Here is a 25,655-nt window from a genome sequence, read left to right on the forward strand (position 1 = left end):
CCGGCCTCCTTGTGGCTGCGGGTGCGTCGTGGCTGGTCGCGCAGTTCCCCGCGCCCCTTGGGGGGCTGCGGGTGTGTCGTGGCTGGTTGCGCGGTTCCTCGCGCCCCTTGGGGGGTTGGGGTGGGGCCGGTTGTGGGGTTCGGGTGGTGTACGGGGCCTGAGGGCGGGGCGGGGACGGTGTTCGAGGGGTGGGGTGCGGCGGGATGGCGGTGAGCGCGGTGGGGCGGTCCGCCTCCGCGGAGGCGGTGGAGCGGCAGCGGCGGCGTCGGGCCGGGGGGCTGGCACTGCTTCTGGCGGGGCTGGCGGGGCTCGGGCTGCTGTCGCTGGTCGTCGGGGCGCGCGCGCTGAGCCCGGCCGAGGTGTGGCACGGGCTGTTCGCGTCCCCGGACGCCGACCGGCGGCTGACGGAGATCAGGCTCATCGTGCAGACCGTACGGGTGCCCCGTACGGTGCTCGCGGTCGTGGCGGGTGTCGCCCTCGGGGTCGGCGGCGCGCTGATCCAGGGGTACACGCGCAACCCCATCGCCGACACCGGGCTGCTCGGGGTGAACGCCGGGGCGTCGTTCGCGGTGGTGTCGGTGATCGCGCTGTTCGGGCTCTCCGACCCGTTCCAGTACGTGTGGTTCGCGTTCCTGGGGGCGGCGGCGGCCGGTGTCGTCGTGTTCGGGCTGGCGAGCATCGGCGGGGGAGCGGGCAGTCCGCTGACCCTGGCGCTGGCCGGGCAGGGCGTCACCGTGTTCCTCGCCGCGATGACCACGGCGATCGCGCTGTCGGACCAGCAGTCGCTGAACGTGCTGCGGTTCTGGAACGCGGGATCGGTGGCCGGCGCCGGCTTCGACGTCATCTGGCCGGTGACCGGCTTCGTCGCGGCCGGACTGGTGCTGGCCCTGAGCACCCTGCCCGCCGTCAACCTGCTCAACCTGGGCGAGGACGTCGCCCGCGGACTCGGGGTGAACATCGCGCTGTGCCGCACCGTCGGCATCCTCGCCGTCACCCTGCTGGCGGGCGCGGCGACCGCCGCGTGCGGCCCCATCGCCTTCGTCGGGCTCATGGTGGGCCATGTGGCCCGCCGGCTGACCGGGCCGGACTACCGCTGGCTGGTGCCCTACGCCGGGCTGCTGGGCGCCCTCGTCCTGCTGGCCTGCGACATCGTCGGACGCCTGGTGGTGCGGCCGGGCGAACTGGAGGCCGGGGTGCTGGTGGCCCTGCTGGGCGCGCCGTTCTTCGCCGCGCTGGTCCGGTTCGGAAGGTTCAGGAGCGTATGAGCGGGGCGGACGTGCGGGAGCGGCAGACGCGGTGGGGGCCGTCCCCGCTGCCGGGCGTACGGCTCGGCGGGGTGTCGTTCGTGTGGCGGCCCCGGCCCGTGCTGGTCGCCCTGGTGCTGGCGGTGGCGGCGTTCCTGGCGTTCTGCCTGTCCATCGCCGTGGGGGACTTCCCCATCGGACTGCCCCGGGTGATCGCCACGGTGTTCGGCGGCGGCGAACGGGTCGACGAGTTCGTGATCACGGACCTGCGGATGCCGCGCGCGCTGGCCGGGCTCGTGGTGGGGGTCGCACTCGGTGTGTCCGGCGCGCTCACGCAGTCCGTCGCCCGCAACCCGCTCGCCAGCCCCGACATCCTGGGCGTCACCGGGGGCGCCGGCGCGACCGCGGTGTTCCTGGTGACGGTCTCCGGCGGCACCGCGGCGACGGTCACCGGCACGGTCGGCGTGTCCACGGCGGCCCTGGCGGGCGGACTCGGCACCGGACTGCTGGTGTACTTCCTCGCCTGGCGGCGCGGCATCGACGGGCTGCGGCTCGTCCTCATCGGCATCTCGGTCAGCGCCGTGGCGGAGGCCGTCACGACCTGGCTGCTCGCCACCGCGGACATCAGGGACGTGGCGCAGGCGCAGGCGTGGCTGGTCGGCTCGCTGGACAACCGGTCCTGGGGCGAGGTCGGCGTGGCGCTGTGGGGCACGCTGGTGCTGCTGGTCGTGGTGGCGGGCGCCGCCTTCCAGTTCAGGCCGATGCACCTGGGCGACGACGTCGCCGCCGGACTCGGCGTCCGCCACACGGCGGTGCGGGCGGTGCTCCTGCTGTGCGCGGTGCTGCTGGCCGGAGTGGCGGTGAGCGCGGCCGGTCCGGTGCCGTTCGTGGCGCTGGTGGCGCCGCAGGCGGCGATGCGGCTGGCGCGCTGCCCGACACCGCCGCTGGTGGCCTCCGGGCTGCTGGGCGCGGTGCTGCTGACCGGCGCCGACCTGGTGGCCCGTACCGCGCTGCCGGTGTCCCTCCCGGTCGGCGTGGTCACCGCGGCGACGGGCGGCCCGTTCCTCGTCCATCTGCTGGTGCGGGCCAACCGCGCACAGCTGCGCCATCGCCGGTGAGCACGAACAAGCACGAACAAGCACGAACAAGGGGGCCCCGTGGTCGCTCAGTCCAGCACCGATCCCGACGCCGCGTCCGATCCCGACGCCGTGTCCGACAGGGGCGCCCCGGCCGATGCCCCGGGCGATGCCCCGGCCGGGGACGCCGGCGCCCGGCTGGCGGCGCGCGCCGTCACGGTCGGCTACGGCTCCCGGACGGTGCTCGACGGTCTGGACGTGACGGTGCCGCCCGGTGTGGTCACCACGCTCATCGGCCCCAACGGGTGCGGGAAGTCCACGCTGTTGCGCACCCTGGCGCGGCTGCTGCGGCCGTCCGGCGGCACGGTCGTGCTCGACGGCCAGGACATCGCCGGGCTGCGCACCAGGGACGTGGCCCGCAGGCTCGGCCTGCTGCCGCAGTCGCCGGTCGCGCCGGACGGGCTGACGGTGGCCGACCTGGTCGCCCGGGGCCGCCACCCGCACCAGAGCTGGCTGCGGCAGTGGTCCTCGGACGACGCCGAGGTGGTGGCGCGGGCCCTGGCCATGACCGGGGTGTCCGACCTGGCCGACCGGCCCGTCGACGCGCTCTCCGGGGGCCAGCGCCAGCGCGTGTGGATCTCCATGACGCTGGCTCAGGGCACCGATCTGCTGCTGCTGGACGAGCCCACCACCTATCTGGACCTCGCGCACGCGATCGACGTACTGGATCTGGTCGACGAGCTGCACGAGTCCGGGCGCACCGTGGTGATGGTGCTCCACGACCTCAACCTGGCCGCCCGCTACAGCGACCACCTCGTCGTGATGCGGGAGGGGTCGATCCTGGCGCAGGGGCATCCCCGCGACGTGGTCACCGCCGAACTGCTGCGGGAGGCCTTCGGGCTGCGGGCGCGGGTGATCGACGACCCGGTGAGCGACCGCCCGCTCGTCGTACCGATCGGTCGTACGCATGTCCAACTCGGGCTCGCCACAGGATCGTTGCAATGATTAGGGTAGGCTAACCTAAGCTCAATGGGTTACGGTGTGCAGACCCTCTCACGAGGGCGGACGCGAACGGCGCGACAGCAAGGGGAACCCCGGATGCTCCTCCACGGAACGACCACCAGGAACCCAGGGCGGCGGTTCAGGGCGGCCCTGGCCGCCCTGGCGCTCGGCGCCGGCCTGCTCGCCGGATGCGGTTCCGGCCCGGACCCGGCGGACCGGGCGGGAGAGAGTGCGGCCGGCCGCGCGGCGGGGGCCTTCCCGGTCACCGTGGAGCACGCGTTCGGTACGACGGAGATCACCGAGGCCCCCGAACGGGTCGTCACCGTCGGCTACACCGACGACCAGACCGTCCTGGCGTTCGGCGTCAAGCCGGTCGGCATGGTCGACCAGTACCCGAACCCGCCGGGCCGGAGTCCCGACATCAACACCCAGTGGCCCTGGGTGAAGGACAAGTGGGGCGACACCCGGCCCGAGGTCGTCATGCGCAACGGGGACTCGGGCCCCAACTTCGAGAAGATCGCAGCCCTGCGCCCGGACCTGATCATCGCGGTGTACTCCGAGGTCGACCGGGCCGCCTACGACAAGCTCTCCCGGATCGCTCCGACCGTGGGCCGGACCAAGGGGGAGAAGGAACTGTTCAGCGCCCCCTGGCAGGACAACGCCCTGCACATCGCCACCGCGCTCGGCAGGGCCGACGAGGGCCGGAGGATGATCGCGGACATCGAGGGCAGCCTGGACGCCGCCAAGCGGGAGCATCCCGAGTTCGCCGGCCGGACCGCGGTGGCGCTGTCCTGGTACGAGGACTCCGTGGCCCCGTTCACCTCCACCGACGTGCGCGGACGACTGGTGTCGGGCATCGGCTTCGACTACCAGGACGAGATCGACAAGGTGGCCGGCGGCAGCTTCTACACCAAGCTGTCCCCCGAGCGCGTCGACCTGGTCGACGTCGACCACCTCTTCGTCATCAACGACGCCGCCGACACCGAGGCGCTGAAGAGGTTCGAACTGTTCGCCAACCTGGACGCGGTGCGGAAGGGCAACGTGTCGTACCTGCCGGACAGCGAGGGACCGGCGGTCGGCGCCGCCATCTCCCAGGGCACCCTGCTGTCCATGCCGTACGCCGTCGACCGGCTCGTCGCGGCGGCGGCCGGCCGGTGACCCGCCCGCACCCGGCACCCGCTTCGCCCGGGCGGGGCACGGGGTGAGCGCCTCCGCCACCACCCGCCCCGCACCCGCGGCGGCCCTGCGAACGGCCGGGGGGCGCGAGGCGGCCCGGTGGGTCGCCGCCCGCTGCCGCGAGACCCCCTGGCTGACCGCGGCCACCGTGCTCACCACCGTGGCCGGGGCGGCCCTCCAGGTGCTGCCCGTGCTGCTGCTCGGCCGGGTCGTCGACGGCGTCGCCGACGGCTCCTCCCGGTCCGTCCTCGTCACGGTCGGCGCCCTGACGGCGGCCGCCGCACTGCTCGGCGCCGCCGCCACCGCCGCGTCGGCCTACCTGACCGGACGGCTGGGCGCGGATCTGCTCGCACGCCTGCGCGAGGGCGCCGTACGGGCGGTGCTCGGCATGCCCAGCACCCGCGTGGAGCAGGTCGGCCGCGGTGACGTGCTCTCCCGGGTCGGCGACGACGTGGCCGTCATCTCCCGGGGCATCCGCACGGCGGTGCCCACCGTGTTCTCCGCGGGAGTGCTGGTCGCCATCGCCACGGCCGGCATGTTCGGCCTGGACTGGCGGCTGGGACTGGCCGGCGCCGGCGCGCTGCCCGCGTACGCGCTGGCCCTGCGCTGGTACCTGCCCCGCTCCGCGCCGCTGTACCGCAGGCAGCGCGCCGCCCAGGCCGATCGCGCCCAGGCGCTGATCAGCGGCCTCGACGGGATCGACACCGTCCGGGCCTACCGCCTGGAGGACGCCTTCCGCGACCGCGTCACCCGCGCGTCGTGGCGGGTGCGCGACCTCGGCATCGAGGTGTTCCGCTTCTTCGGCCGGTTCGTCGGCCGGGAGAACCGGGCCGAGTTCATCGGGCTCGTGCTGATCCTCCTGACCGGCTACGCGCTGCTGGAGGCCGGCGCGGCCACCCTGGGCGAGGTGGCGGCGGCCCCGCTGCTGTTCCACCGGCTGTTCACCCCGCTCGGCCTGATCATGTTCACCTTCGACGAGGCGCAGAAGTCCGGCGCCAGCCTGGCCCGCCTGGTCGGCGTGCTGGGGGAGGCCACGGAGGGCCGGCTGGTGGGCGACCCCTCGGCCGGGGAGGCGGGCCGGTCCACGGCGGCAGGACACCCGGCGCCGCTGCCGGTGACCGTGACCGGGGTGACCTACCGTTACCCCGGCACCGAGCGGCCCGTCCTGCGGGACGTCAGCCTCTCCGTCCCGGCCGGGGGATCGCTCGCCCTGGTCGGCGCGACCGGCGCGGGCAAGTCCACCCTGGCCGCGCTCGTCGCGGGCATCGGCACCCCGCAGTCCGGGTCGGTGCGGATCGGCGCGACCGACCTGGCCGGGCTGGACGAGGCCGGGGCGCGGGCCCTGGTCACCCTCCTCACCCAGGAGACCCACGTCTACTCCGGCCCGCTCGCCGACGACCTGCGGCTGGCCGCCCCCGACGCGAGCGACGCCGAACTGACCCGCGCGCTGCGCACGGTCGGCGCCGACGCCTGGGTCGCCGCGCTGCCCGAAGGGCTGCGGACCGAGGTCGGCGAGGGCGGCGAGCGGCTGGACGGCACCAAGGCCGCCCACATCGCGCTGGCCCGGCTGGTGCTGGCCGGATCCCCGGTGGTGGTCCTCGACGAGTCGACGGCCGAGGCGGGCAGCGAGGGCGCCGCGGAGCTGGAACGGGCCGTACAGGCCGCCTGTGCCGGCCGCACCACGCTGTTCGTGGCGCACCGGCTCACCCAGGCGACCGCGGCGGACCGGATCGCCGTACTGGACGACGGCCGCGTGGCCGAACTCGGCACGCACCGGGAACTGGTCGCCCTCGGCGGCCGGTACGCGCGGCTGTGGCGGGCGTGGCGAGAAGGAAGTCAGACAGACCCGAGTCAGGCTGAGCCCAGGGGCGGCAGCCAAGCATGGAAGGGGCGTTGAGTCGCCGATGGAAGCGAGCGCTCGTCACCTGAAGCTGTCCGCCGCACGCCTGGCCGGTGTACGGCGTCGGATGGGAGACCACGGCGGCCACGGCGGCCACGGCGGCCACGGCGGCCACGGCGGCCACGGCGGCCACGGCGACCGCTCCGACCGCACCGTCGCCGAAGCGTGCGCCGTCGCACTGTCGTACTGGGCGACGGGCCGCAGCCCCCGCGGCGTCGACCTCACCCCGGACACCCTCTTCGCCGACGTCCTCGGCTGGGCCGGCAGCGGCGGCACGGCCCCCGACGGCTGGCGGGTCCGGGCGGACGGCTCCGGCATCGCCCTTCCGGACGGCGTCGACCCCGCCGCCGCGCAGCTCGCGCTCGACGACCTCACCGACTTCCCCGACCGGCCCCTCGGCACCATCACCCCGTCCGGCCCCGCCGACCGCCTGGCCACGCTCGCCGCATGGAACGACACCGCCGCCGACCGGGTCCGGCCCACCCTCGTGGAGATGTTCCTCGAACAGGCCCGCACCCGCCCGGACGCCGTCGCCGTCGTCGACCCCGACCGCACCCTGACCTACCGTCAGACGGACGAACTGTCGGCACAGTTGGCCAACTCCCTGGCCGCCCGGGGAGTCACGGCCGAGCAGGTCGTGGGGATCTCCCTCGACCGGTCCGCCGACCTGGTCGTCGCCCTGCTCGCGGTGCTCCGGGCGGGCGGAGCGTTCGTCCCGCTGGACCCGCAGTGGCCCGCCGAACGCCGCGCCGTCGTCGTCGAGGACGCCCGGGTCGCGCTCCAGCTCAACCGCTCCGGGCGGCACGCCCCGGGCGAACCCGCCGCCGTCCCCGTCGACCTCGCCCACTGGGCGCACGGCTCCCGCCCGGCCCACGCACCCGACGCCGGCCTCCCCGGCGACGCCCTCGCCTACGTCGTCTTCACCTCCGGCTCCACCGGACGGCCCAAGGGGGCCATGATCCGGCACGCCGCGATCAGCGAGCGCCTGCTGTGGCAGGCCCACGAGATCCTCGGCTTCGGCCCCGACGACGCCTCCCTGTTCAAGGCACCGCTGTCCTTCGACATATCCGTCAACGAGATCTTCCTGCCGCTGGTGACCGGCGGCCGCCTCGTGGTGCTCCGCCCCGGCGGCGAACGCGACCCGCACCACCTCCTCGGCGTCATCGCCGAACAGCGCGTCACCTTCGCCTACCTCGTCTCCTCCATGCTCGACGTGCTGCTGGAGATGGCGGGCGACACCGGCCGGCTGGACAGTCTGCGGCACGTGTGGTGCGGCGGCGAGGTCCTCACCCCGGAGCTCTACGACCGGTTCCGCGCCAGGCTCGACATCCCCCTCTACCACGGCTACGGCCCCGCCGAGACCACCATCGGCGTCTCCCACGTGATCTACCGGGGCGCCGCGGAACGCCTGTCGACGTCGATCGGCCGCGCCAACCCCAACACCCAGCTCTACGTCCTGGACCCGGAACTGCGCCCCGTCCCCGTCGGAGTCGGCGGCGAACTCTACGTCGGCGGCTTCCTGCTGGGCCGCGGCTACGCGGGCGCCCCCGGGCTGACCGCCTCCCGGTTCGTCGCCAACCCCTTCGCCGGCGACGGCTCCCGCCTCTACCGCACCGGCGACCTCGCCCGCTACGCGCCCGACGGATCACTGGACTTCCTGGGCCGCGCCGACAACCAGGTCAAGATCCGCGGCATGCGCCTGGAGACGGAGGACGTCGAGGCCGGCCTCGCCGAACACCCCGGAGTCCGGCACGCCTGCGTGGTCGCCCGCACGAACACCGCCGGCGGCACCTCCCTCACCGGCTACGTCGTCCCCGCCGCCGGGCACGAGGACCTGCGCGCCGAGGACGTCCGGGCCTGGGCGGGCGCGCACATGGTGGAGTACATGGTGCCCGCCCGCCTCGTCGTCCTGCCCGAGTTCCCGCTCACCGCGAACGGCAAGCTCGACCGCGGCGCCCTGCCCGAACCCGCCACCGGCGGCAGCGGCCCGCTCACCCCGCCCGCCACCGACGCCGAACGCACGGTGTGCGCCGCCGCCGCCCGGGTGCTCCGCCTCGACGAGGCCGGCACCGACCAGGACTTCTTCGCCCTCGGCGGCGACAGCATCCTCGCCATCTCCCTCATCGGCGCCCTGCGCGAGGCCGGACTGCGGGTGACGGCGAGCCAGATCTTCACCCACCCCGTCCTCGGTGCCCTCGCCGCCGTCGCCGCCCGCGAGGACGCAGCCCCCGTCGACCACCACGACATCCCCACCGGCCCCGTCGCCGGACCACCGGTCCTGCAGTGGCTCGGCGAGACCACCGACGCCGTCGACGGGTTCGTCCAGTCGGTCGTGCTGAACACCCCGGCCGGGCTGACCGGCGAGGCCCTCGACGAGATCCTCACCGCCCTGCTGCGCCGCCACCCCATGCTGCGCGCCCGGCTGGTGCGCGGGGAGCGATGGAGCTTCGACGTCCCCGACGCCGTCCCCGCCCCCGTACGGCACGACAGCGATCTGCCCGTGGACGCGTGCCTCGCCCGGGCCACCGCCCGGCTGGACCCCGACGCAGGGGTGATGCTGAGCGCCGTACGGCGGCGCGCGGCACGCCAACTCGTCCTCGTCGCCCACCATGTGGTCGTCGACGGCGTGTCCTGGCGGATCGTCATGGACGACCTGGCCACCGCCTGGCGGCAGCTCTCCGCGGGCGACCCCGTCGAACTCCCCGCCACCGGAACCTCCTTCCGCCGCTGGACCCAACTGCTGGAACGCGCCGCCCGCGACGCGGACGGCTCCGCCCACCGACGGCCCCTGCCCGCCCCGGACCAGCCGCTCGGCCGGCGCCCCCTGTCGGACGCCGACACCGTCGCCGCCGAACGGACCCGCACCGTACGCGTCGGCCCCGCCGCCACCGCGGCCCTGCTCGGCGAGGTGCCCGCGCGGTTCCACGCGGGCGTCGACGACGTGCTGCTCACCGCCCTCGCCGTCGCCCTCGCCCGGCTGCGCCGCGACGGCGGGCAGCGGCAGACCTACGCCCACATCGAGCTGGAGGGCCACGGCCGCGAGGCCGCCTTCGTGGCGCCCACCGCCGGCTTCGAACCCGACCTGTCCCGCACCGTGGGCTGGTTCACCACCCTCTGGCCGGTCACCGTCGACCCCGGCGACACCACCGACTTCACCGCCCCCGGCTACCTCGCCGCCGCCCTCAAGTCGGTCAAGGAGGACCTCGCCCGCATCCCCGCGGGCGGCATCTCCTACGGCGCCCTGCGCCACCTGGCCGGCGCCGAACTCGACGTGCCCGCACCGCAGGTGCTGTTCAACTACCTGGGCCGGTTCGACGCGGGCGCCCCCGGCGACTGGCAGCTCTCCCGCACCACCGGACAGCTGGGCGAACGGCGCGACCCCCGGATGCGGCTGCCGCGCCCCCTGGAGTTCAACGCCATCGCCGAACCCGCGCCGGCCGGCGGCTACGAACTGGCCACCACCCTGTCCTGGCCCGACGGCGTGTTCACCGACGACGACATCACCACCCTCGCCGAGTACTACCGCACCGCCCTGACCGGCCTGGCCGCACTCGACCGGGGCGGCCACACCCCCAGCGACTTCGCCCCGCTCGTGCTCACCCAGGCCGACGTCGACGCGCTGGACGGCCCGCGGCTGACCGACATCCTGCCGCTGACACCCCTTCAGGAAGGCCTCTACTTCCACTCCGTCTTCGACGACGACTCCGCCGGCGCCTACGTCGAGCAGCAACTGCTCGACCTGGACGGCGAGCCCGACCCCGACCGCCTCGCCGCGGCCGCCACCCGCCTGCTCACCCTGTTCCCCAACCTGGCCGCGCGGTTCACCGCCCTCGACGACGGCCGGGTCGTGTCGGTGCTGGAGAGCGGAGCGCGAACCCCCTTCACCGTCCTGGACCGCCCCGGCATGACCGACGCCGAGATCCGCGCGTACGCCGAGCAGGACCGCCGCGCCGGATTCGACCTCGCGACCGGCCCCCTGATGCGCTGCACCCTGATCCGGGCCGGCGCCGGACGCACCGTCCTGGTGCAGACCGTGCACCATCTCGTCGCCGACGGCTGGTCGGTGCCGCCGATGCTGCGCGCGCTGCTCGCCGAATACCACGAGCCCGGCAGCGGCCGCCCGGCCGGCGGCTTCGCCGACCACGTCCGCCGCCTCGCCCGCCGCGACGACACCGCCTCGGACCGCGTCTGGAGCGAGCAGCTCGCCGGACTGCCCGGACCCACCCTGGTCGCCGAAGGCCGTCTGCCCTCCGGCCGGTTCGCCGACGCGGCCGTGGCGGCCGACGACGGTCTCGACGCCGCCGCCCGCGCCGCCGGGGTCCCGCTGAGCGTGGCCGTGCACGCCGCCTGGGCCCTCACCCTCGGCTCCCTCCTGCACCGCGAAGACGTGGTGTTCGGCTCGACGGTCTCCGGCCGCGACGCCGACGTCCCCGGCATCGCCGACCTGGTGGGCCTGCTCATCAACACCGTGCCCGTACGCGTCCGCCCGGCCCCGGCGGGCACGGCCCGGGACCTGCTCACCGCGGTGGCCGCCCACCACGACGCCGTCCGGCCCCACCAGCACGTCCCGCTCTCCCGGATCGCCCGCCGGACCGGCACCGGCCCCCTCTTCGACACCCTGGTCGTGTTCGACGTGGCGACCGACCCGGACGCCCTGCGGCGGCCCGGCGACACCCTCACCGTCACCGGCATCACCAACGAGGGCGCCCCGCACTACCCGCTCACCCTGGCCGTGGAACGCACCCCGGACGGCGGGCCCCGCTTCCGCCTCATCCACGACCGGGCCCTGCTCCGCGAGGCGGACGCCCGCTCCCTGCTGCACACCTTCACCCGTGCCCTCACCGGCCTGCTCACCCGGCCCGACGCGCCCGTCGGCGACCTGGCGGGGGCCCCCGGCCGGCGCCCCGCCCTCCGCCCCGCCCGCACCGGGCCGGACACCCTGCACGGCCTCTTCGACGCCGCCGCGCTCCGCGACCCGGCCGCCCCCGCCGTCACCGGGTGCGGGCTGGACGGCAGCGTACGGTCCCTGACCTACGGCGAACTGGCCGAGGCCAAGAACGACCTGGCCGCCGCCCTGCGCGCGGTGGGGGTCGGCGCGGGCCGCCGCGTCGCCGTCGCCGTCCCCCGCGGACCGGAGCAGATCGTCGCCCTCGTCGCGGTCGTCAGCGCCGGCGGCGCCTACGTCCCGCTGGACCCCGCCTACCCCGACGAGCGCCTCGCGTACGTCCTCGCCGACACCACCCCCGAGGTCGTGCTCGTCCACCGGGAGCAGCACGACCGCGTCACCGCCCTGCTGGCCCGCGCCGGGGTGCCCGCCCGCGTGCTCGTGCCGGGCGGGACGCCACCGGCCGCCGGGCGGCCCGGACCCTCTGCCCCCGGACTGCCGGAACCCGCCGGACCCCACGACCCCGCCTACGTGATCCACACCTCCGGCTCGACCGGCCGGCCCAAAGGCGTCGTCGTCCCGCACTCCAGCGTGGTCGCCCTGCTCGACGGCACCCGCCCCGTCCTGGAGTCCGGTCCGCACGACGTCTGGGTGCAGTTCCACTCCTTCGCCTTCGACTTCGCCGTCTGGGAGATGTGGGGCGCACTGGCGCACGGCGCCGAACTGCTGGTGCCCGACCACGCGCTGACCCGCTCCCCGGTCGACTTCCACCGGCTGGTCCGCGAGCGCGGGGTGACCGTGCTCAACCAGACCCCGTCGGCCTTCCACCGGTTCGCCGAGGCCGACCGGCACTGCGGCGAGCCACTGCCCGCGCTGCGCCGGATCGTCTTCGGCGGGGAGGCGCTGGACCCGGGCCGGCTGCGCGGCTGGGTCGCCCGGCACGGCACCCGCCGCCCCGAACTCGTCAACATGTACGGCATCACCGAGACCACCGTGCACGTCACCCACCGGGTGCTCACCGACGAGGACTTCGCCGCCGGACACGCCGCCAGCCCGATCGGCTCGGCCCTCCCCGGCCTGGTCACCCACCTCCTGGACGACCGGCTCCGGCCGGTGCCGCCCGGCCGCGTCGGTGCCGTCTACGTCGCCGGGGACCAGGTGTCCCTCGGCTACCTGGGACGGCCCGGACCGACCGCCTCCCGGTTCGTGGCGGACCCGTTCGCCGCCGACGGCTCCCGCATGTACCACACCGGCGACCTCGCCCGCCGCACCCTCGGCGGTGAGCTGGAGTTCGCCGGCCGGGCCGACGACCAGGTCCAGCTCAAGGGCTTCAGGATCGAACCGGGCGAGGTGGAGAGCGCCCTGCGGGAACTCGACGGCGTCGCCGACGCCGCCGTCACCGTCGCCGACACCGGCGACCACCTCGTCGCGCACCTGGTGGGCCGGCCGGCCACCGACCCGGACGCGCTGCTGTCCGCGCTCTCCGCGAAACTGCCCGCCCACATGGTGCCCGGCCGCATCCTGCCCGCCGACGCGCTGCCGCTCACGGTCAACGGCAAGCTCGACCGCGCCGCCCTCGCCGAACGGGCCCGGCACACCCCCGACACCCCCGACACGCCCGACACCCCTGACACTCCTGCCTCCACCGTCCCGTACGACGACGCCCCCGGGGCCCCGTCCGGCACACCCGCCGCCCCGTACGGCACCGCCCCGTACGGCACCGCCCCGTACGAGGACCCCGCGGCGGGCGGGCCGGCGCTCGACGCCCTGGTCGGCCTCTTCCGCCGGACCCTGCCCGGCGCCGAGGCGGGCGCCGACGCCGACGGGGGCGCGGGCATCCACGCGGACACCGACTTCTTCCGCGCCGGGGGCGACAGCATCATCGCCATCACCGTCATCAACCGGGCCAGGGCGCTCGGCCTGCGCATCGCCCCCAGGGACCTCTTCCTGCTGCGCACCCCCCGCGCCCTCGCCGCGCACCTCGGCCGTAAGGCCCCGCGGCCCGCCGGGCCTCCCGCACCCGCCCGCCCCGCCGACGGCCCCCTCGCCCCGACCCCGATCGTCCTGCGGCTGCGCGAACGGGGCGCCGGGCTCGCCCGGTTCGCGCAGGCCCGCACGGTGACCGCGCCCGAGGGCACCGTACTCGCCGACGTGCGGCGCGCCGCCGACGCCGTGGTCCGCGCCCACCCCGCGCTGCGCACGCGGCTGCGCACCGACCACGCGGTGTGGACCCTGCGCACCGGGCCCGCCCGCGAGGCCACCGTCCTGCGGCCCGCCACCACCGATCCGGCCACCGCCGCCGAGGAGGCGGCCGGCCTGCTCGACCCCGCCTCCGGGGACGTCATCGCCTTCTCCTGGCTGGAACCGGCCCGCACCCTGGTGATCACCGCCCACCACCTCGTCGTGGACGCCGTGTCCTGGCTGATCCTGCTCGACGACATCGAGGCCGCCCTGCGCGGCGCCGCCCCCGCGCCGCCCACCACGCCGTACGCCGAGTACGCCGAGGCGCTCGCCCTGCCCTGCGAGCGTACGCCCGACGACCTGCAGCACTTCCGCGCCGTGCTCCAGGCGCCGCCGCTGCTGCCCGCCGAGCCAGCCCGGACCACCCGCACCGTCACCGTCGTGCTCCCGCCCGGTCCCAGCGCCCGGGTGACCCGGGACGCGCCCGCCGCGCTCGGCGTCGACGTCACGGCGCTGCTGTGCGGCGCGCTGCGGGCCGCCCTCACCGCCGTCCAGCCCGTACCCTCCGACCTCGCGGTCGACCTGGAGCGGCACGGCCGCGTCCCGGTCCTCCCGCACCACGACTACACCCGCACGGTGGGCTGGTTCACCGCCATCGCGCCCCTGCGGCTCACCGCGCACACCGACCCGGTCGAGGCGGCCCGCGAGGTTGCCGCCCGGACGCCCGACGAGCGCACCCACCTCGCCTACGGCCGGCTCCGGTACCTCGACCCGCAGACCGCGCCGCTGCTGACGGCCCGGCCGCAGGTGCTGTTCAACTACCTCGGCCGGGGCAGCGAGTCCAGGGCCCTGCCCGTCACCGGCGCCGACCCCGGCACCCCCTACGCCGTCGAGGCCGACGCCTGGCTCGACGAGGCCACCGGCAGTCTGCACGCCGCGTTCACCCTCGCCGACGGCGTCCCCGACACCGTCACCGGCCACTGGCGGGACGCGCTGCACCGCATCGCGGACGCCTCCGCCACCGCCGAGCGCACCGCACCCGTCACCCCCCTCCAGCGCGGTCTGTTCTTCCAGGCCCAGCTGACCGGACCGGCCGGACACTACGTCGCCCAGAGCTGGTTCACCTTCGACCGGCGGCTGGACACCGGGGCGCTCGCCGAGGCGATGGCGTACGTCATCGCCCGGCACCCGGTGGTCGGCGCGGGCTTCACCACCGCGGACGACGGCAGCCCCGTGCAGGTCCTCGCCCCGGACCGGCGGGTGACGGTGCGCACCGCCGAGGCGGCGACGGACGCCGACGCGGCGGCCCTGCGGGCACGGGACCGCGCCGCCGGGTTCGACCCGGCCGAGCCGCCGCTTATCCGGCTGACCGTGGTCCGCCTGCCCGGGGAGCGCGACGGACTGCTGCTCAGCTACCACCTGCTGCTGTGGGACGGCTGGTCCCGCGAGATCGTGCTGCGCGACCTCTTCGACGCCTACGCGGCGGCCGTGGCGGGCCGTCCGCTGCACCCGGCCCCGGCCGTCCCGGCCTTCGAGGACCACGCGCGCGCCCTGCACGCCCGGGACACCTCGGCCGCGGAGCGGTTCTGGGCGGAGCACCTGGCGGGCCTGTCCGGGCCGACGCTGCTCGCCGCCCCGGCCCCGGCCCCGGACGACGCACTGCCCCGCGCCCTGGTGCACACCCTGACCGAGGAGCAGTCCGAGCAGGTGCGCCGGGCCGCCCGGGAGCACGGCGTCACCCTCAACACCGTCCTCACCGGGGCGCTCGGCCTGCTGCTGGGCGCGCGCACGGGCCGTGCCGACGCCGTGTTCGGGGTGACCGTCTCCGGCCGCGAGGGCGAGGACCTGGCCGGCGTCGTCGGCGTGCTGCTCAACACCGTGCCGGCCTGGACGCGGCCCCGGCCGGACGACACCGTCGCCGCGTACCTGTCGGCCGTGCAGGCGGACCGGGTCGCGGCGATGGAGCACGAGCACCTGGGGCTGGGCGAGATCCAGCGGGCCGCCGGCCACGACACCCTGTTCGACAACCTGTTCGTGCTGCAGAACTTCCTGGACCCGGACGCGTTCGCCGCGATGAACGCCCGGCACGGCATCACCTCGGTGACCGCCGAGGACTCCACGCACTACCCGTACACCTGGGTGGTCACCCCCGGCGACCGGCTCACCGTCAAGCTGGAGCACCGCACGGGCGAACGGCAGGACGCCCGCCTCCTCCTGGACGACTACCTGACCGTGCTCGACGCCCTGACCCGCTCGGCCGGGCCGGTCGGCGCGCTGCCCGGCCTCGGCGCCCGGCCGGAGCCCGCCCCGCGCACCGCCATCGGCACCGACACCGTCGTCGACCGGTTCGACCGGGCCGCCGGCCGGGCCCCGGAGCGGACCGCGCTCGTCGCCGGGACCGCGAGCCTGACCTTCGCCGCGCTGCGGGACCGCAGCCGGGCCCTGGCCGGCGTCCTCGCCGCACGCGGCATCGGCCCCGGGGCGACGGTGGCGCTCGCCGTCCCGCGCTCCCTCGACTCGATCGTGGCGCTGTTCGCCGTGCTGCGGACCGGAGCCGCGTACCTGCCGCTGGAACTGGACCACCCCGACCCGCGGATCGCCGCGATCCTCGCCGACGCCCGGCCGGACCTGGTCCTCACCGTCAGCGCGGTGTCCCCCCGCCTGAGCGGCACCCCGTACGGCCCCCCGGGCTCCGGTGCGGGCGCGGGCCCCGGCGGCGGGCCGATCGAGCTGGACCGGCCGCTGCCCGAGGCGGAGCCGTTCACCACGTTCGACCCGGACGACCCCGAACGGCTGCGCCATCCCGCCTACGTCATCCACACCTCGGGCTCCACGGGCCGGCCCAAGGGCGTGGTCACCGAGTACGCCGGACTCACCAACATGCTGATCAACCATCAGCGCCGCATCTTCGAACCGGTCCTGGCCGCCCACGGCCACCGCCTGTTCCGCGTCGCGCACACCGTGTCGTTCGCGTTCGACATGTCGTGGGAGGAACTGCTCTGGCTCGCCGACGGGCACGAGGTGCACCTCTGCGACGAGGAGCTGCGCCGGGACGCGCCCCGGCTGGCCGCGTACTGCCGGGAGAACGCCGTCGACGTCGTCAACGTCACCCCCACCTACGCGCAGCAACTGGTGGCCGAGGGACTGCTCGACGACCCGGACCGCCGCCCCGCCCTGGTGCTGCTCGGCGGGGAGGCCGTGAGCCCGGCACTGTGGCGGCGGCTCGCCGCCACCGACGGCACCGTCGGCTACAACCTGTACGGGCCGACCGAGTACACCATCAACACCCTCGGCGTGGGCACCTTCGAGTGCCCGGACCCGGTGGTCGGCACGCCGGTCGACAACACGGACGTGTACGTGCTCGACCCGTGGCTGCGCCCGCTGCCGGACGGCGTCCCCGGCGAACTGTACGTGTCGGGCACCGGCATCGCCCGCGGCTACCTCGGGCAGCCGGCGCAGACCGCGCACCGGTTCGTCGCCTGCCCGTTCGGCCCGCCCGGCGCGCGCATGTACCGCACCGGGGACCTCGTACGGCGGCGGCCCGACGGCCACCTGGTGTATCTCGGCCGCACCGACCAGCAGGTCAAGATCCGTGGCCACCGGGTCGAACTCGCCGAGGTCGAGGCCGCGTTCACCGCGCACCCGGCGGTGCGCCTGGCCGCCGCGGTCGCCCGGCGCGACCCGCGGGCCGACGGCGCCCACCAGCTCGCCGCCTACCTCGTGCTGGACGGCTCCGACCTGGCGACGGTCGCCGCCGAGGTGGGCGCCGGGCTGCCCGACTTCCTGCGCCCCGCCCACTACGCCCGGGTGACGGACATCCCGCTCACCGTGAACGGGAAGGCCGACCCCGCGGCCCTGCCCGAGCCCAGGCCGCTGGGCGTCCTGACGACGTCCGGCGAACGCGGCCCGGCCACCGCGACCGAGACCACCGTGTGCGCACTGTTCGCCGAGGCGCTGGACCTGGACGACGACGAGGTGAGCGCCGTGAGCGACTTCGTGTCCCTGGGCGGACACTCCATGCTGGCGGTGCGGCTGACCGGCCTGCTCCGCCGCGAGTTCGGCCCGGTCGTCACCATCCGCGACCTGTTGACCCTGCGCACCCCGGAAGCGATGGCCCGCCACCTCGATGACCAGTCCTGACACGCGGCGCCGCCGCACCGGAAACGCCGTCCTGCGCACCGCGCTGCGCCGCAACGCCGGTGCGATGGCCGCGGGTACCGCTCTGATGGGCCTGTACCAGGCGGCGGAGACCGCCTTCCCCGTCGCGCTCGGCCTGATCGTCGAGCACGCCCTGCGCGAGCGCAGCCCCGCCCGGCTCGGCCTGTCGGTCGCCGCACTCGCCGTGATCGTCACGACCGTGTCGCTGTCCTGGCGGTTCGGGATGCGCATCCTGCAGAAGGCCAACACCACCGAGGCGCACCGCTGGCGGGTGCGGGTGGCCGGCTGCGGCCTGACGCCGACGGCCCGGGACACCGGCCTGAAGTCGGGCGAGGTGCTCACCATCGCCACCGAGGACGCCGACCAGACCGCCGACATCGTCGAGGTGGTGCCGCTGCTGGTCAGTTCCCTGGTCGCGGTGGCCGTCGCGGCCGTCGCCCTGGGGCTCGCCGACCTCCGCCTCGGGCTGCTGGTGATCCTCGGCACGGTCGCCATCCTGTCGGTGCTGAGCGTGCTCTCCCGCCGGATCGGCACCAGCACCCGCGAGCAGCAGGCCCGGGTGGCGCGGGCGGGTGCCAAGGTCGTCGACCTGATCGGCGGGCTCCGCCCCCTGCACGGCTTCGGCGGCAACCACGCCGCGTTCCGCTCCTACCGCCGGGTCAGCGGCGAGGCCCGGCTCCAGGCGGTCACCGTCGCCCGGGTCAGCGGCGTCTACGCGGGCACCGCCCTGGCGCTCAACGCCGTACTCGCCGCCGCGGTCACCCTGACCGCCGGGTGGCTGGCCTTCGAGGGCCGGATCACGGTGGGGGAGCTCGTGATGGCGGTGGGGCTGGCGCAGTTCGTGATGGAGCCGCTCAAGCTGTTCTCGGAGATGCCCAAGTACGTGATGGTGGCGCGGGCCTCGGCGGAGCGGATGGCGCTGCTGCTCGACGCGCCGCCGGTCGCCTCCCCGGGCTCGCTGCGTCCGGTGCCCGGCGGCGACCTGGAGCTGGACGGCGTCCGCCACGGGGCGTTGCGCGGACTCAGCTTCCGGGTGAAGGCGGGAGAGTTCGTGGCTGTCGCCGCCTACCGGCCGCGCGCGGCGGCCGACCTGGCGGCCGTGCTGGCCCTGCGCGTGCCGCCGGAGGCGTACGAGGGCGTGGTGCGGCTCGGCGGGCATCCGCTCGCCGGCCTGTCCGTCACGGCGGTCCGGGAGCTGCTGCTGGTGAACCCCTACGACGGGGAGGTCTTCGCCGGAACGCTGCGCAGCAACATCGACCCGTCCGGCACCAGCCGGACGGTGTCCGAGGCCGTCGAGGCGTCCCTGCTGACCGACGTGGTGGCCCTGCACGCCGAAGGGCTGGACCACGCGGTGCGGGACCGGGGCGCCGACCTGTCCGGAGGGCAGCGCCAGCGGCTCTCCCTGGCCCGCGCGCTGGCCGCCGACGCCGACGTGCTCGTGCTGCACGACCCGACCACCGCCGTGGACGCGGTGACCGAGCAGCTCATCGCCCGCAACGTGGCCGAGCTGCGCCGGGGCCGCACCACCGTGGTGATCACCAGCAGCCCGGCCCTGTTGGACGCCGCCGACCGCGTCCTCGTCCTCGACGACGGCGTCGTCGCGGCCGAGGACACCCACCGCCGCCTGCTGGCCGCCGACGAGGGCTACGGCCGCGCGGTGGCCCGCTGAGCCGCCGCCCGCCGCCCGCCGCCCGCCGCCCGCCGCCCGCCGCCCGCCGCCCGCCGCACGGGGCCGCGGCGCCGCGGCCCCGTGCGGCGCCGTCCCTCCGGTGCGGCCGCCCGGGGCCGGGGCTGCCGCACCGGAGGCCGCCCCTGCGGGGCGGTGCCCGGCCGGCGTCACCCCAGCGCCCAGGCCACGTCCCGGAGCAGGGCGTGCCGCCAGCCCGCCCGGTCGTGGCCGGACGGGGACCGCGACACCCGCACCCGGGCCCCGGACCGCCGAAACAGCTCCTCCGCCAGCGCGCAGTGGGGCAGCATCCGCCTCTCGTGCTCGCCCACGTCGAAGGCGATCCGCAGGCCGGGCGGGGCGGGGCGCTCACGCAGCCGGGCGGCGACCGCCCCGCCGACCGGGCCGGCCAGGGGGTCCGGCCGGTCCGCCGCGTCCGCGGTCCACCACAGCGACGGCGACTGGCAGGCCACGCGGGACACCAGCCCGGGGAACTCCAGGGCCGCGTACAGGGCGCTCAGCCCGCCCAGGCTCTGCCCGGCGACCACGAGCCGGCCGGGGTCGGCGGGCACGCCGCACTCCGCGACCAGCGGCAGCAGTTCGCCGCGGACCGCCTCCCACAGCCCGGGCCGGCAGGCGAACTCCGCCGCCCGGTCCTTCGCCGGCAGGAACACCAGGGTGACCGGCGGCATCCGGCCGGCGGCGACGGCGGAGTCGAACGCGGACATCGCCGGGTGCAGATACAGCCAGTCGTCGCCGTCGAGCAGCAGGACCACAGGACCGCCGCCGCCCGCCGGATGGACGCGCACGGTGCGCCGGCCGAGCCCGCCGCCCGCCCACCGGATACGGGTCCGCGGCAGGGGCAGCACCTCGTCGGGGGCCACCGCGGGCCAGTCCGGCTGCTCCGGGGCGTCGGGGGTGGCGGCGACGGAGCGGTCGCCGCCCGCGCCGACGGGGTTGAGCGGATCGGCGTACGCCGCCCCGTCCACGAGAAACCGGTAGGTCACCCGGAGCCGGGCGGGCATGGACACCGTCGCGTACCAGCAGTCGGTGTCCCCCCAGCGGCGCAGCGGCACCGGCTCCGACCAGCTCTCGAAACCGACCCGCGCGGGGGACTGCCCGCGCCACAGGAACAGCGTCGTCCAGCTGTTGCTGTTGCTGTTGCTGTTGCTGTTGCTGTTGCTGTTGCCGTCGCTGTCGGTGTCGCCGCCGCCGCCGGTGTCGCCGCCGCCGCCGGCGACGTGGCCGTCGGAGGCCACCGGGACCGGTGACCGGGCCGCCGCCCAGAACGCGTCGGTGCCCGGAACGCCGGACAGCCCGAACCCGGCGAACACGTCCGCCGGTTCGGCCGCATGGCCCCGCATGAACGTCTCCTTGTCGCAACGGATCGGGAAAGCCCGCCTCTTCGATGAGGCGAGGCTAACCTAATCAAACGGCAGGCGGGAGTCGTCCGCAACGAACACCGACCCGTCCGACGAGGACGAGGGCCGCTTCCCGGTCCTCGCGTACGACGGTCCGGGCCGGCGGGCGGTACCGGGTACCGCCTGACGCCGCGCCCGCCGGGGCGGCGGCGCCGGACGGTACCCGGAGGGGGCCGGGGCGAAGCCGCCCCGGCCCCGGCGCGTCACGGACCGGGGTCAGGACGCGGGGAGTTCCCCGCGGACGGTGCGGGCCGCGGCGACCAGGCTCTCCAGCGAGGCCCGCGTCTCGGGCCAGGCGCGGGTCTTCAGACCGCAGTCCGGGTTGACCCAGAGCCGTTCGGCGGGGAGGGCCTTCAGCGCGGTGCGCAGCAGGCCGGCGATCTCCCCGGCGTCCGGCACGCGCGGCGAGTGGATGTCGTACACGCCGGGGCCCGCCTCACGCGGACAGCCGTGCGCGGCCAGCTCCCGGGCCACCTGCATGCGGGAGCGGGCGGCCTCCAGGCTGATCACGTCGGCGTCGAGGTCGTCGATGGCCTGCACGATGTCACCGAACTCGGCGTAGCACATGTGCGTGTGGATCTGCGTGCCGGGCCGCACCCCGGAGGTGGTGAGCCGGAACGCCTCGGTGGCCCAGGCCAGATAGCCGGGGCGGTCGGCGCCGCGCAGCGGCAGCGTCTCGCGCAGCGCGGGCTCGTCCACCTGGATGACGGACGTGCCGGCGGCCTCCAGGTCGCCCACCTCGTCGCGCAGGGCGAGCGCGACCTGCCGGGCGGTGTCGCCGAGCGGCTGGTCGTCCCGGACGAAGGACCAGGCGAGCATGGTGACGGGCCCGGTGAGCATGCCCTTGACCGGACGGCCGGTCAGGGACTGGGCGTAGGCGGTCCAGCGCACCGTCATCGGCCCGGGGCGGGAGACGTCGCCGGCCAGGATCGGCGGACGCACGTAGCGGGTGCCGTAGGACTGGACCCAGCCGTGCCGTGTGGCGAGGTATCCCGTCAGCCGCTCCGCGAAGTACTGGACCATGTCGTCGCGTTCGGGCTCGCCGTGCACCAGGACGTCCAGGCCGGTCCGCTCCTGGAAGGAGATCACCTCCCGGATCTCCGCCCTGATCCGCTCCTCGTAGCCGGCGCTGTCGATGCGGCCGGAGCGCAGGTCGGCGCGGGCGGTGCGCAGTTCGCCGGTCTGCGGGAACGAGCCGATGGTGGTGGTCGGCAGCAGGGGCAGGCCGAGGCGGGCGCGCTGCGCGGCGGCCCGCTCGCCGTACGGCTGCGGGCGGCGGGAGTCGGCCTCCGTGACGGCGGCGGCCCGGGCGCGTACGGCCGGGTCGTGTGTCACGGGGGAGTCCGCCCGGGAGGCCAGGTCGGCGCGGTTGGCGGCCAGTTCGGCGGCGATGGCGCCGGTGCCCCGGGCGAGGCCCCGGGCCAGGGTGACGATCTCGGCGGTCTTCTGCCGGGCGAAGGCCAGCCAGCGCAGGATCTGCGGTGCGACGTCCCGCTCGGCCGCCGTGTCGAGCGGCACGTGCAGCAGGGAGCAGGAGGCGGCGACGTCGACCCGGCCGGCCAGACCCAGCAGGGTGCCCAGCGTGGCGAGGGACCCCGCGAGGTCGTTGACCCAGACGTTGCGGCCGTCGACCACTCCGGCGACCAGACGCCTGCCGGGCAGCCCGCCGACGGCGGCGAGCGCGTCGAGGTTGGCGGCGGCGGCCCCGGTGAAGTCCAGCGCGAGACCGTCCACCGGCGCCCCGGCGAGCACCGACAGCGCGTCGCCCAGCCGGTCGAAGTACGAGGCGGCCAGCAGCTTCGGCCGGTCGGTGAGGGTGCCCAGGGTGCGGTAGGCCCGCCCGGCCGCGGCCAGTTCGGCAGGGGTGCGGTCCTGGACCAGGGCGGGTTCGTCGAGCTGCACCCACTCGGCGCCTGCGGCGCGCAGATCGGCGAGCACCTCGGCGTAGACGGGCAGCAGCCGGTCCAGCAGGGTCAGCGGGTCGAAGTCCGCGGGGGCGCCGGGGGCGGGCTTGGCGAGCAGGAGGTAGGTGACCGGGCCGACGAGCACCGGGCGGGCGGAGAGGCCCAGCGCAAGGGCCTCCGTCAGCTCGGCGACCTGCTTGCCGGAGTCGGCGGCGAACACCGTGTCCGGGCCCAGCTCCGGAACCAGGTAGTGGTAGTTGGTGTCGAACCACTTGGTCATCTCCAGGGGCGCCACCTCCTGGGTGCCGCGCGCCATGGCGAAGTAGCCGTCGAGGGCGTCGGCCTCGACGGCGGCACGGTGCCGCTCGGGGACGGCGCCGACCATGACGGTGGTGTCGAGGACGTGGTCGTAGAACGAGAAGTCGCCGGTCGGCACCTCGTCCAGGCCCGCCTCGTCGAGCTGCCGCCAGGTGGCCCGGCGCAGTTCGGCGGCGGTGGCGCGGAGCGCGTCGGCGGTGACGCGGCCCTTCCAGTAGCCCTCGACGGCCTTCTTCAGTTCCCGGTTCCGTCCCTGACGGGGGTAGCCGTGCACGGTGGCCCGTGCTGCCGCGGCTGCGGACTTCGCTGTCACGGAGATCTCCTTCGCGAGATGAATCCCTGAGATCCCGGAGACGGGACGAGAGCGCGAAGGGACGACGAACCGGGCGGACCCGGCTCCGCGCGGCGGGGCACGGTCGTCCGCCTGGTGTGTACGCCGACCCGCCCTCGAGGTCACCGGGATGTCCGCGCACGAGTGGTTCGCACGCGGGCAGTTGGCAGGTCTTCGGACTCGCGGGCCCGCCCTGACGTCGTCAGGGCACCTACTGGCCGTCGCTTCCCGGGCCCTTCCGGACCCAGTGCTCATGACGGCGGTCGTTCCCGCTCACCGCTGCGGGGCAGTCCCGGATTCCCACCGGGTTCCCTCTTGCGACGCTCCCGCCTGGCGGACGGGGCGAACCAGCTGCTGCGAGCAGCCTACGGCAGTGCGGCGGGGCCGAGAGCACGACGAGGGGCGGGAAGCGCGTGGGTGCGCTTCCCGCCCGTTCCCTGTGTCACCCCGCCGGGACCCTCACCCCGGCGGTGTGGCGGGCCCCTCAGCCCGCGTCCGGCCGGGTCCTCACCCTGGGACCCGGTCGTCGTGGTGGACCCCGCGCCCGGTGCGGCCGGGGGGTCCTGCATGCGCCGTCCGCCGGGGCGGCGGCGCGGGCGCGTGCGGCGGCTCGCCGGACCCGCGGTGGAGGGATGCGGTGGCGCCCGCGCCCCTCCGCCGGCCGCCGGCCGCGCCGCCGCGGTGGATCGCTGCGGTCACCCCGTGGACCCGGTCCGCCGGACCAGGTGGCGGGCGTAGGCGTCCGGCGTGAAGAACAGGGGCAGTTCCCCGGCCAGCGCCGTCCGCTCGAACAGGTCCCTGACCTCGGCGGCGGGGGCGTAGGGGTGCTCGGCGGTGAGCGCGGCGAGTTCGTCGTCGAGGAGCCGCAGCACCGTCTCGCGGTCGGTCACCCGGTGCCGCAGCCACTGCCAGATCTGCACGCGGGCGATCTCGGCGGTGGCCGCGTCCTCCATCAGGCCGTCGAGGACGACCGCGCCCTGCCCGTGCAGCCAGGCGGCGAAGTAGCGCAGTGCGACGGCGATGTTGGTGCGCACACCCTCCGGGGTCGGCGGGCCGCTGACCCGGCGCACGGACAGCAGGTCGGCCGGGGTGACCTCGACGTCGTCACGGGTGCGGTCGAGCTGGTGCGGGTGACGGCCGAGGACCCCGTCGAACACCTCGCGGCAGACCGGGACCAGGGCAGGGTCGGCGACCCAGGAGCCGTCGTAGCCGTCCTCGGCCTCCCGCTCCTTGTCCAGGCGGACCGCGGCGAGCAGCGCCTCGTCGGCGGCCGCGTCCCGGCCGGGCACCTGGGCGGCCATGGCCCCGATGGCGTGCGCCCCGCGCTTGTGGCAGGTGCGCACCAGCAGTTCGGTGTACGCCCGCATGAAGGGGGCGGTCATCGTCACCTTGGCCCGGTCGGGCAGCAGGAAGTCGGTGCGGTGGCCGAAGGTCTTGATCAGGCTGAACAGGTAGTCCCAGCGGCCGGCGTTGAGGCCGGCGCTGTGCTCGCGCAGCTCGTGGAGGATCTCCTCCATCTCGAACGCCGCGGTGATGGTCTCGATGAGCACGGTGGCCCGGACCGTGCCGCGGGGGATGCCGAGCAGTTCCTGCGCGAGCAGGAACACGTCGTTCCACAGGCGGGCCTCGTAGCGGTTCTCCAGCTTGGGGAGGTAGAAGTACGGGCCGCGTCCGGCATCGATCTGCCGCTGCGCGCAGTGGAAGAAGTACAGGCCGAAGTCGACGAGCGAGGCGGGCACGGGCCGGCCGTCCAGCTCCAGGTGCTCCTCGTCGAGGTGCCAGCCGCGGGGGCGGACCATGACGGTGGCGACCTGCTCGCCGAGGCGGTGCTCCTCGCCGTCGGGGCCGGTGAAGGCGAGACGGCGTTCGACCGCGTCGAGGAGGGTCAGCTGACCGCCGACGACGTTGTCCCACAGCGGGGCGGTCGCGTCCTCGAAGTCCGCCATCCACACCGAGGCGCCGGAGTTGAGCGCCTCGACGGCCGTCCTGCGGTCCGGCGGGCCGGTGATCTCCACGCGCCGGTCGGACAGGCCGGGCGCGGGCGGGGCGATCTGCCAGCTGCTGTCGGCCCGGACGGCGCCGGTGACCATGGGAAAGCCGAGCGGCGATCCCGCCGCCAGCCGCAGCGCCTGCCGGCGGCGCTCCTTCAGCAGTCCGTCGCGGCGCTCCCCGAACGCGGCGGCCAGCCGGCCGACGAAGTCGAGGGCCTCGCGGGTGAGGATCTCGTCGTGCCGGTGGCCCGGAGCGGCGAGGACACGGATGTGGTGGGGCGGGGCGAGGGTGGTCATCGGGTCTCCTGAGGGAAGGGAGCGATGGGCGGGCGGAGACGGTCGCCCGTCCTCCGTCCCGCCGCGGCCCCGCGAGGGGCGCGGGGAACCGCGTGACCGGCCGCG

The 25,655-nt window shown here is 75.7% G+C and carries 10 protein-coding genes and 1 riboswitch; of the genes, 7 read left to right on the plus strand and 3 right to left on the minus strand.

What is annotated here, in order from left to right; all coding sequences use genetic code 11:
* Positions 1-203 precede the first annotated feature (203 nt).
* The 7 genes from AC5K6T_RS09550 (at position 204) to AC5K6T_RS09580 (ending at position 19,291) form a co-directional block, all read left to right on the plus strand.
* A complete protein-coding gene (locus AC5K6T_RS09550) occupies positions 204-1,265 on the plus strand; it encodes a FecCD family ABC transporter permease (protein WP_493207552.1) in 1,062 nt (353 codons plus the stop codon).
* Positions 1,262-2,362 carry a FecCD family ABC transporter permease gene (locus tag AC5K6T_RS09555; protein WP_493207554.1) on the plus strand — a complete coding sequence of 367 codons (1,101 nt, stop codon included), beginning with the start codon at positions 1,262-1,264 and terminating at the stop codon, positions 2,360-2,362. The genes AC5K6T_RS09550 and AC5K6T_RS09555 overlap by 4 nt, the downstream gene beginning before the upstream one ends.
* 90 nt (positions 2,363-2,452) lie before the next feature.
* Entirely contained in the window at positions 2,453-3,325 is an 873-nt protein-coding gene (locus AC5K6T_RS09560) for an ABC transporter ATP-binding protein (RefSeq protein WP_493209256.1), read from the plus strand.
* Between the two features lie 93 nt (positions 3,326-3,418).
* The gene (locus AC5K6T_RS09565) at positions 3,419-4,480 is read left to right on the plus strand and encodes an iron-siderophore ABC transporter substrate-binding protein (RefSeq protein WP_493207556.1); all 1,062 of its coding nucleotides are present in this window, start codon (positions 3,419-3,421) and stop codon (positions 4,478-4,480) included.
* A gap of 43 nt (positions 4,481-4,523) precedes the next feature.
* Positions 4,524-6,395 carry an ABC transporter ATP-binding protein gene (locus AC5K6T_RS09570; protein WP_493207558.1) on the plus strand — a complete coding sequence of 624 codons (1,872 nt, stop codon included), beginning with the start codon at positions 4,524-4,526 and terminating at the stop codon, positions 6,393-6,395.
* A 7-nt stretch (positions 6,396-6,402) separates the two neighbouring features.
* Complete coding sequence (locus AC5K6T_RS09575) at positions 6,403-17,604, plus strand: non-ribosomal peptide synthetase (RefSeq protein WP_493207560.1); 11,202 nt, start codon at positions 6,403-6,405, stop codon at positions 17,602-17,604.
* Entirely contained in the window at positions 17,591-19,291 is a 1,701-nt protein-coding gene (locus tag AC5K6T_RS09580) for an ABC transporter transmembrane domain-containing protein (RefSeq protein ID WP_493207562.1), read from the plus strand. Before AC5K6T_RS09575 ends, AC5K6T_RS09580 begins: the two co-directional genes overlap by 14 nt.
* A 167-nt stretch (positions 19,292-19,458) precedes the next feature.
* Here AC5K6T_RS09580 and AC5K6T_RS09585 read toward each other — a convergent pair whose 3' ends face one another.
* The 3 genes from AC5K6T_RS09585 to aceB all read right to left on the minus strand — a co-directional run bounded on the left by AC5K6T_RS09585 (position 19,459) and on the right by aceB (position 25,550).
* Positions 19,459-20,652, minus strand: a complete 1,194-nt coding sequence (locus tag AC5K6T_RS09585) for an alpha/beta hydrolase-fold protein (RefSeq protein ID WP_493207564.1) — start codon at positions 20,650-20,652, stop codon at positions 19,459-19,461.
* Between the two features lie 273 nt (positions 20,653-20,925).
* Complete coding sequence (metE, locus tag AC5K6T_RS09590) at positions 20,926-23,244, minus strand: 5-methyltetrahydropteroyltriglutamate--homocysteine S-methyltransferase (protein ID WP_493207565.1); 2,319 nt, start codon at positions 23,242-23,244, stop codon at positions 20,926-20,928.
* A gap of 166 nt (positions 23,245-23,410) precedes the next feature.
* A riboswitch (cobalamin riboswitch) is annotated at positions 23,411-23,629 on the minus strand.
* Between the two features lie 328 nt (positions 23,630-23,957).
* The gene (gene aceB / locus AC5K6T_RS09595; protein WP_493207566.1) at positions 23,958-25,550 is read right to left on the minus strand and encodes a malate synthase A; all 1,593 of its coding nucleotides are present in this window, start codon (positions 25,548-25,550) and stop codon (positions 23,958-23,960) included.
* Positions 25,551-25,655 lie beyond the last annotated feature (105 nt).

Source organism: Streptomyces sp. B8-7 (genome assembly GCF_058833805.1).

Bases quoted from the DNA above. Each gene is read 5' to 3' on its own strand.
- AC5K6T_RS09550 (WP_493207552.1), top strand. From the start codon at position 204: ATGGCGGTGAGCGCGGTGGGGCGGTCCGCCTCCGCGGAGGCGGTGGAG.
- AC5K6T_RS09555 (WP_493207554.1), top strand. From the start codon at position 1,262: ATGAGCGGGGCGGACGTGCGGGAGCGGCAGACGCGGTGGGGGCCGTCC.
- AC5K6T_RS09565 (WP_493207556.1), top strand. From the start codon at position 3,419: ATGCTCCTCCACGGAACGACCACCAGGAACCCAGGGCGGCGGTTCAGG.
- AC5K6T_RS09575 (WP_493207560.1), top strand. From the start codon at position 6,403: ATGGAAGCGAGCGCTCGTCACCTGAAGCTGTCCGCCGCACGCCTGGCC.
- AC5K6T_RS09580 (WP_493207562.1), top strand. From the start codon at position 17,591: ATGACCAGTCCTGACACGCGGCGCCGCCGCACCGGAAACGCCGTCCTG.
- AC5K6T_RS09585 (WP_493207564.1), bottom strand. From the start codon at position 20,652: ATGCGGGGCCATGCGGCCGAACCGGCGGACGTGTTCGCCGGGTTCGGG.
- aceB (WP_493207566.1), bottom strand. From the start codon at position 25,550: ATGACCACCCTCGCCCCGCCCCACCACATCCGTGTCCTCGCCGCTCCG.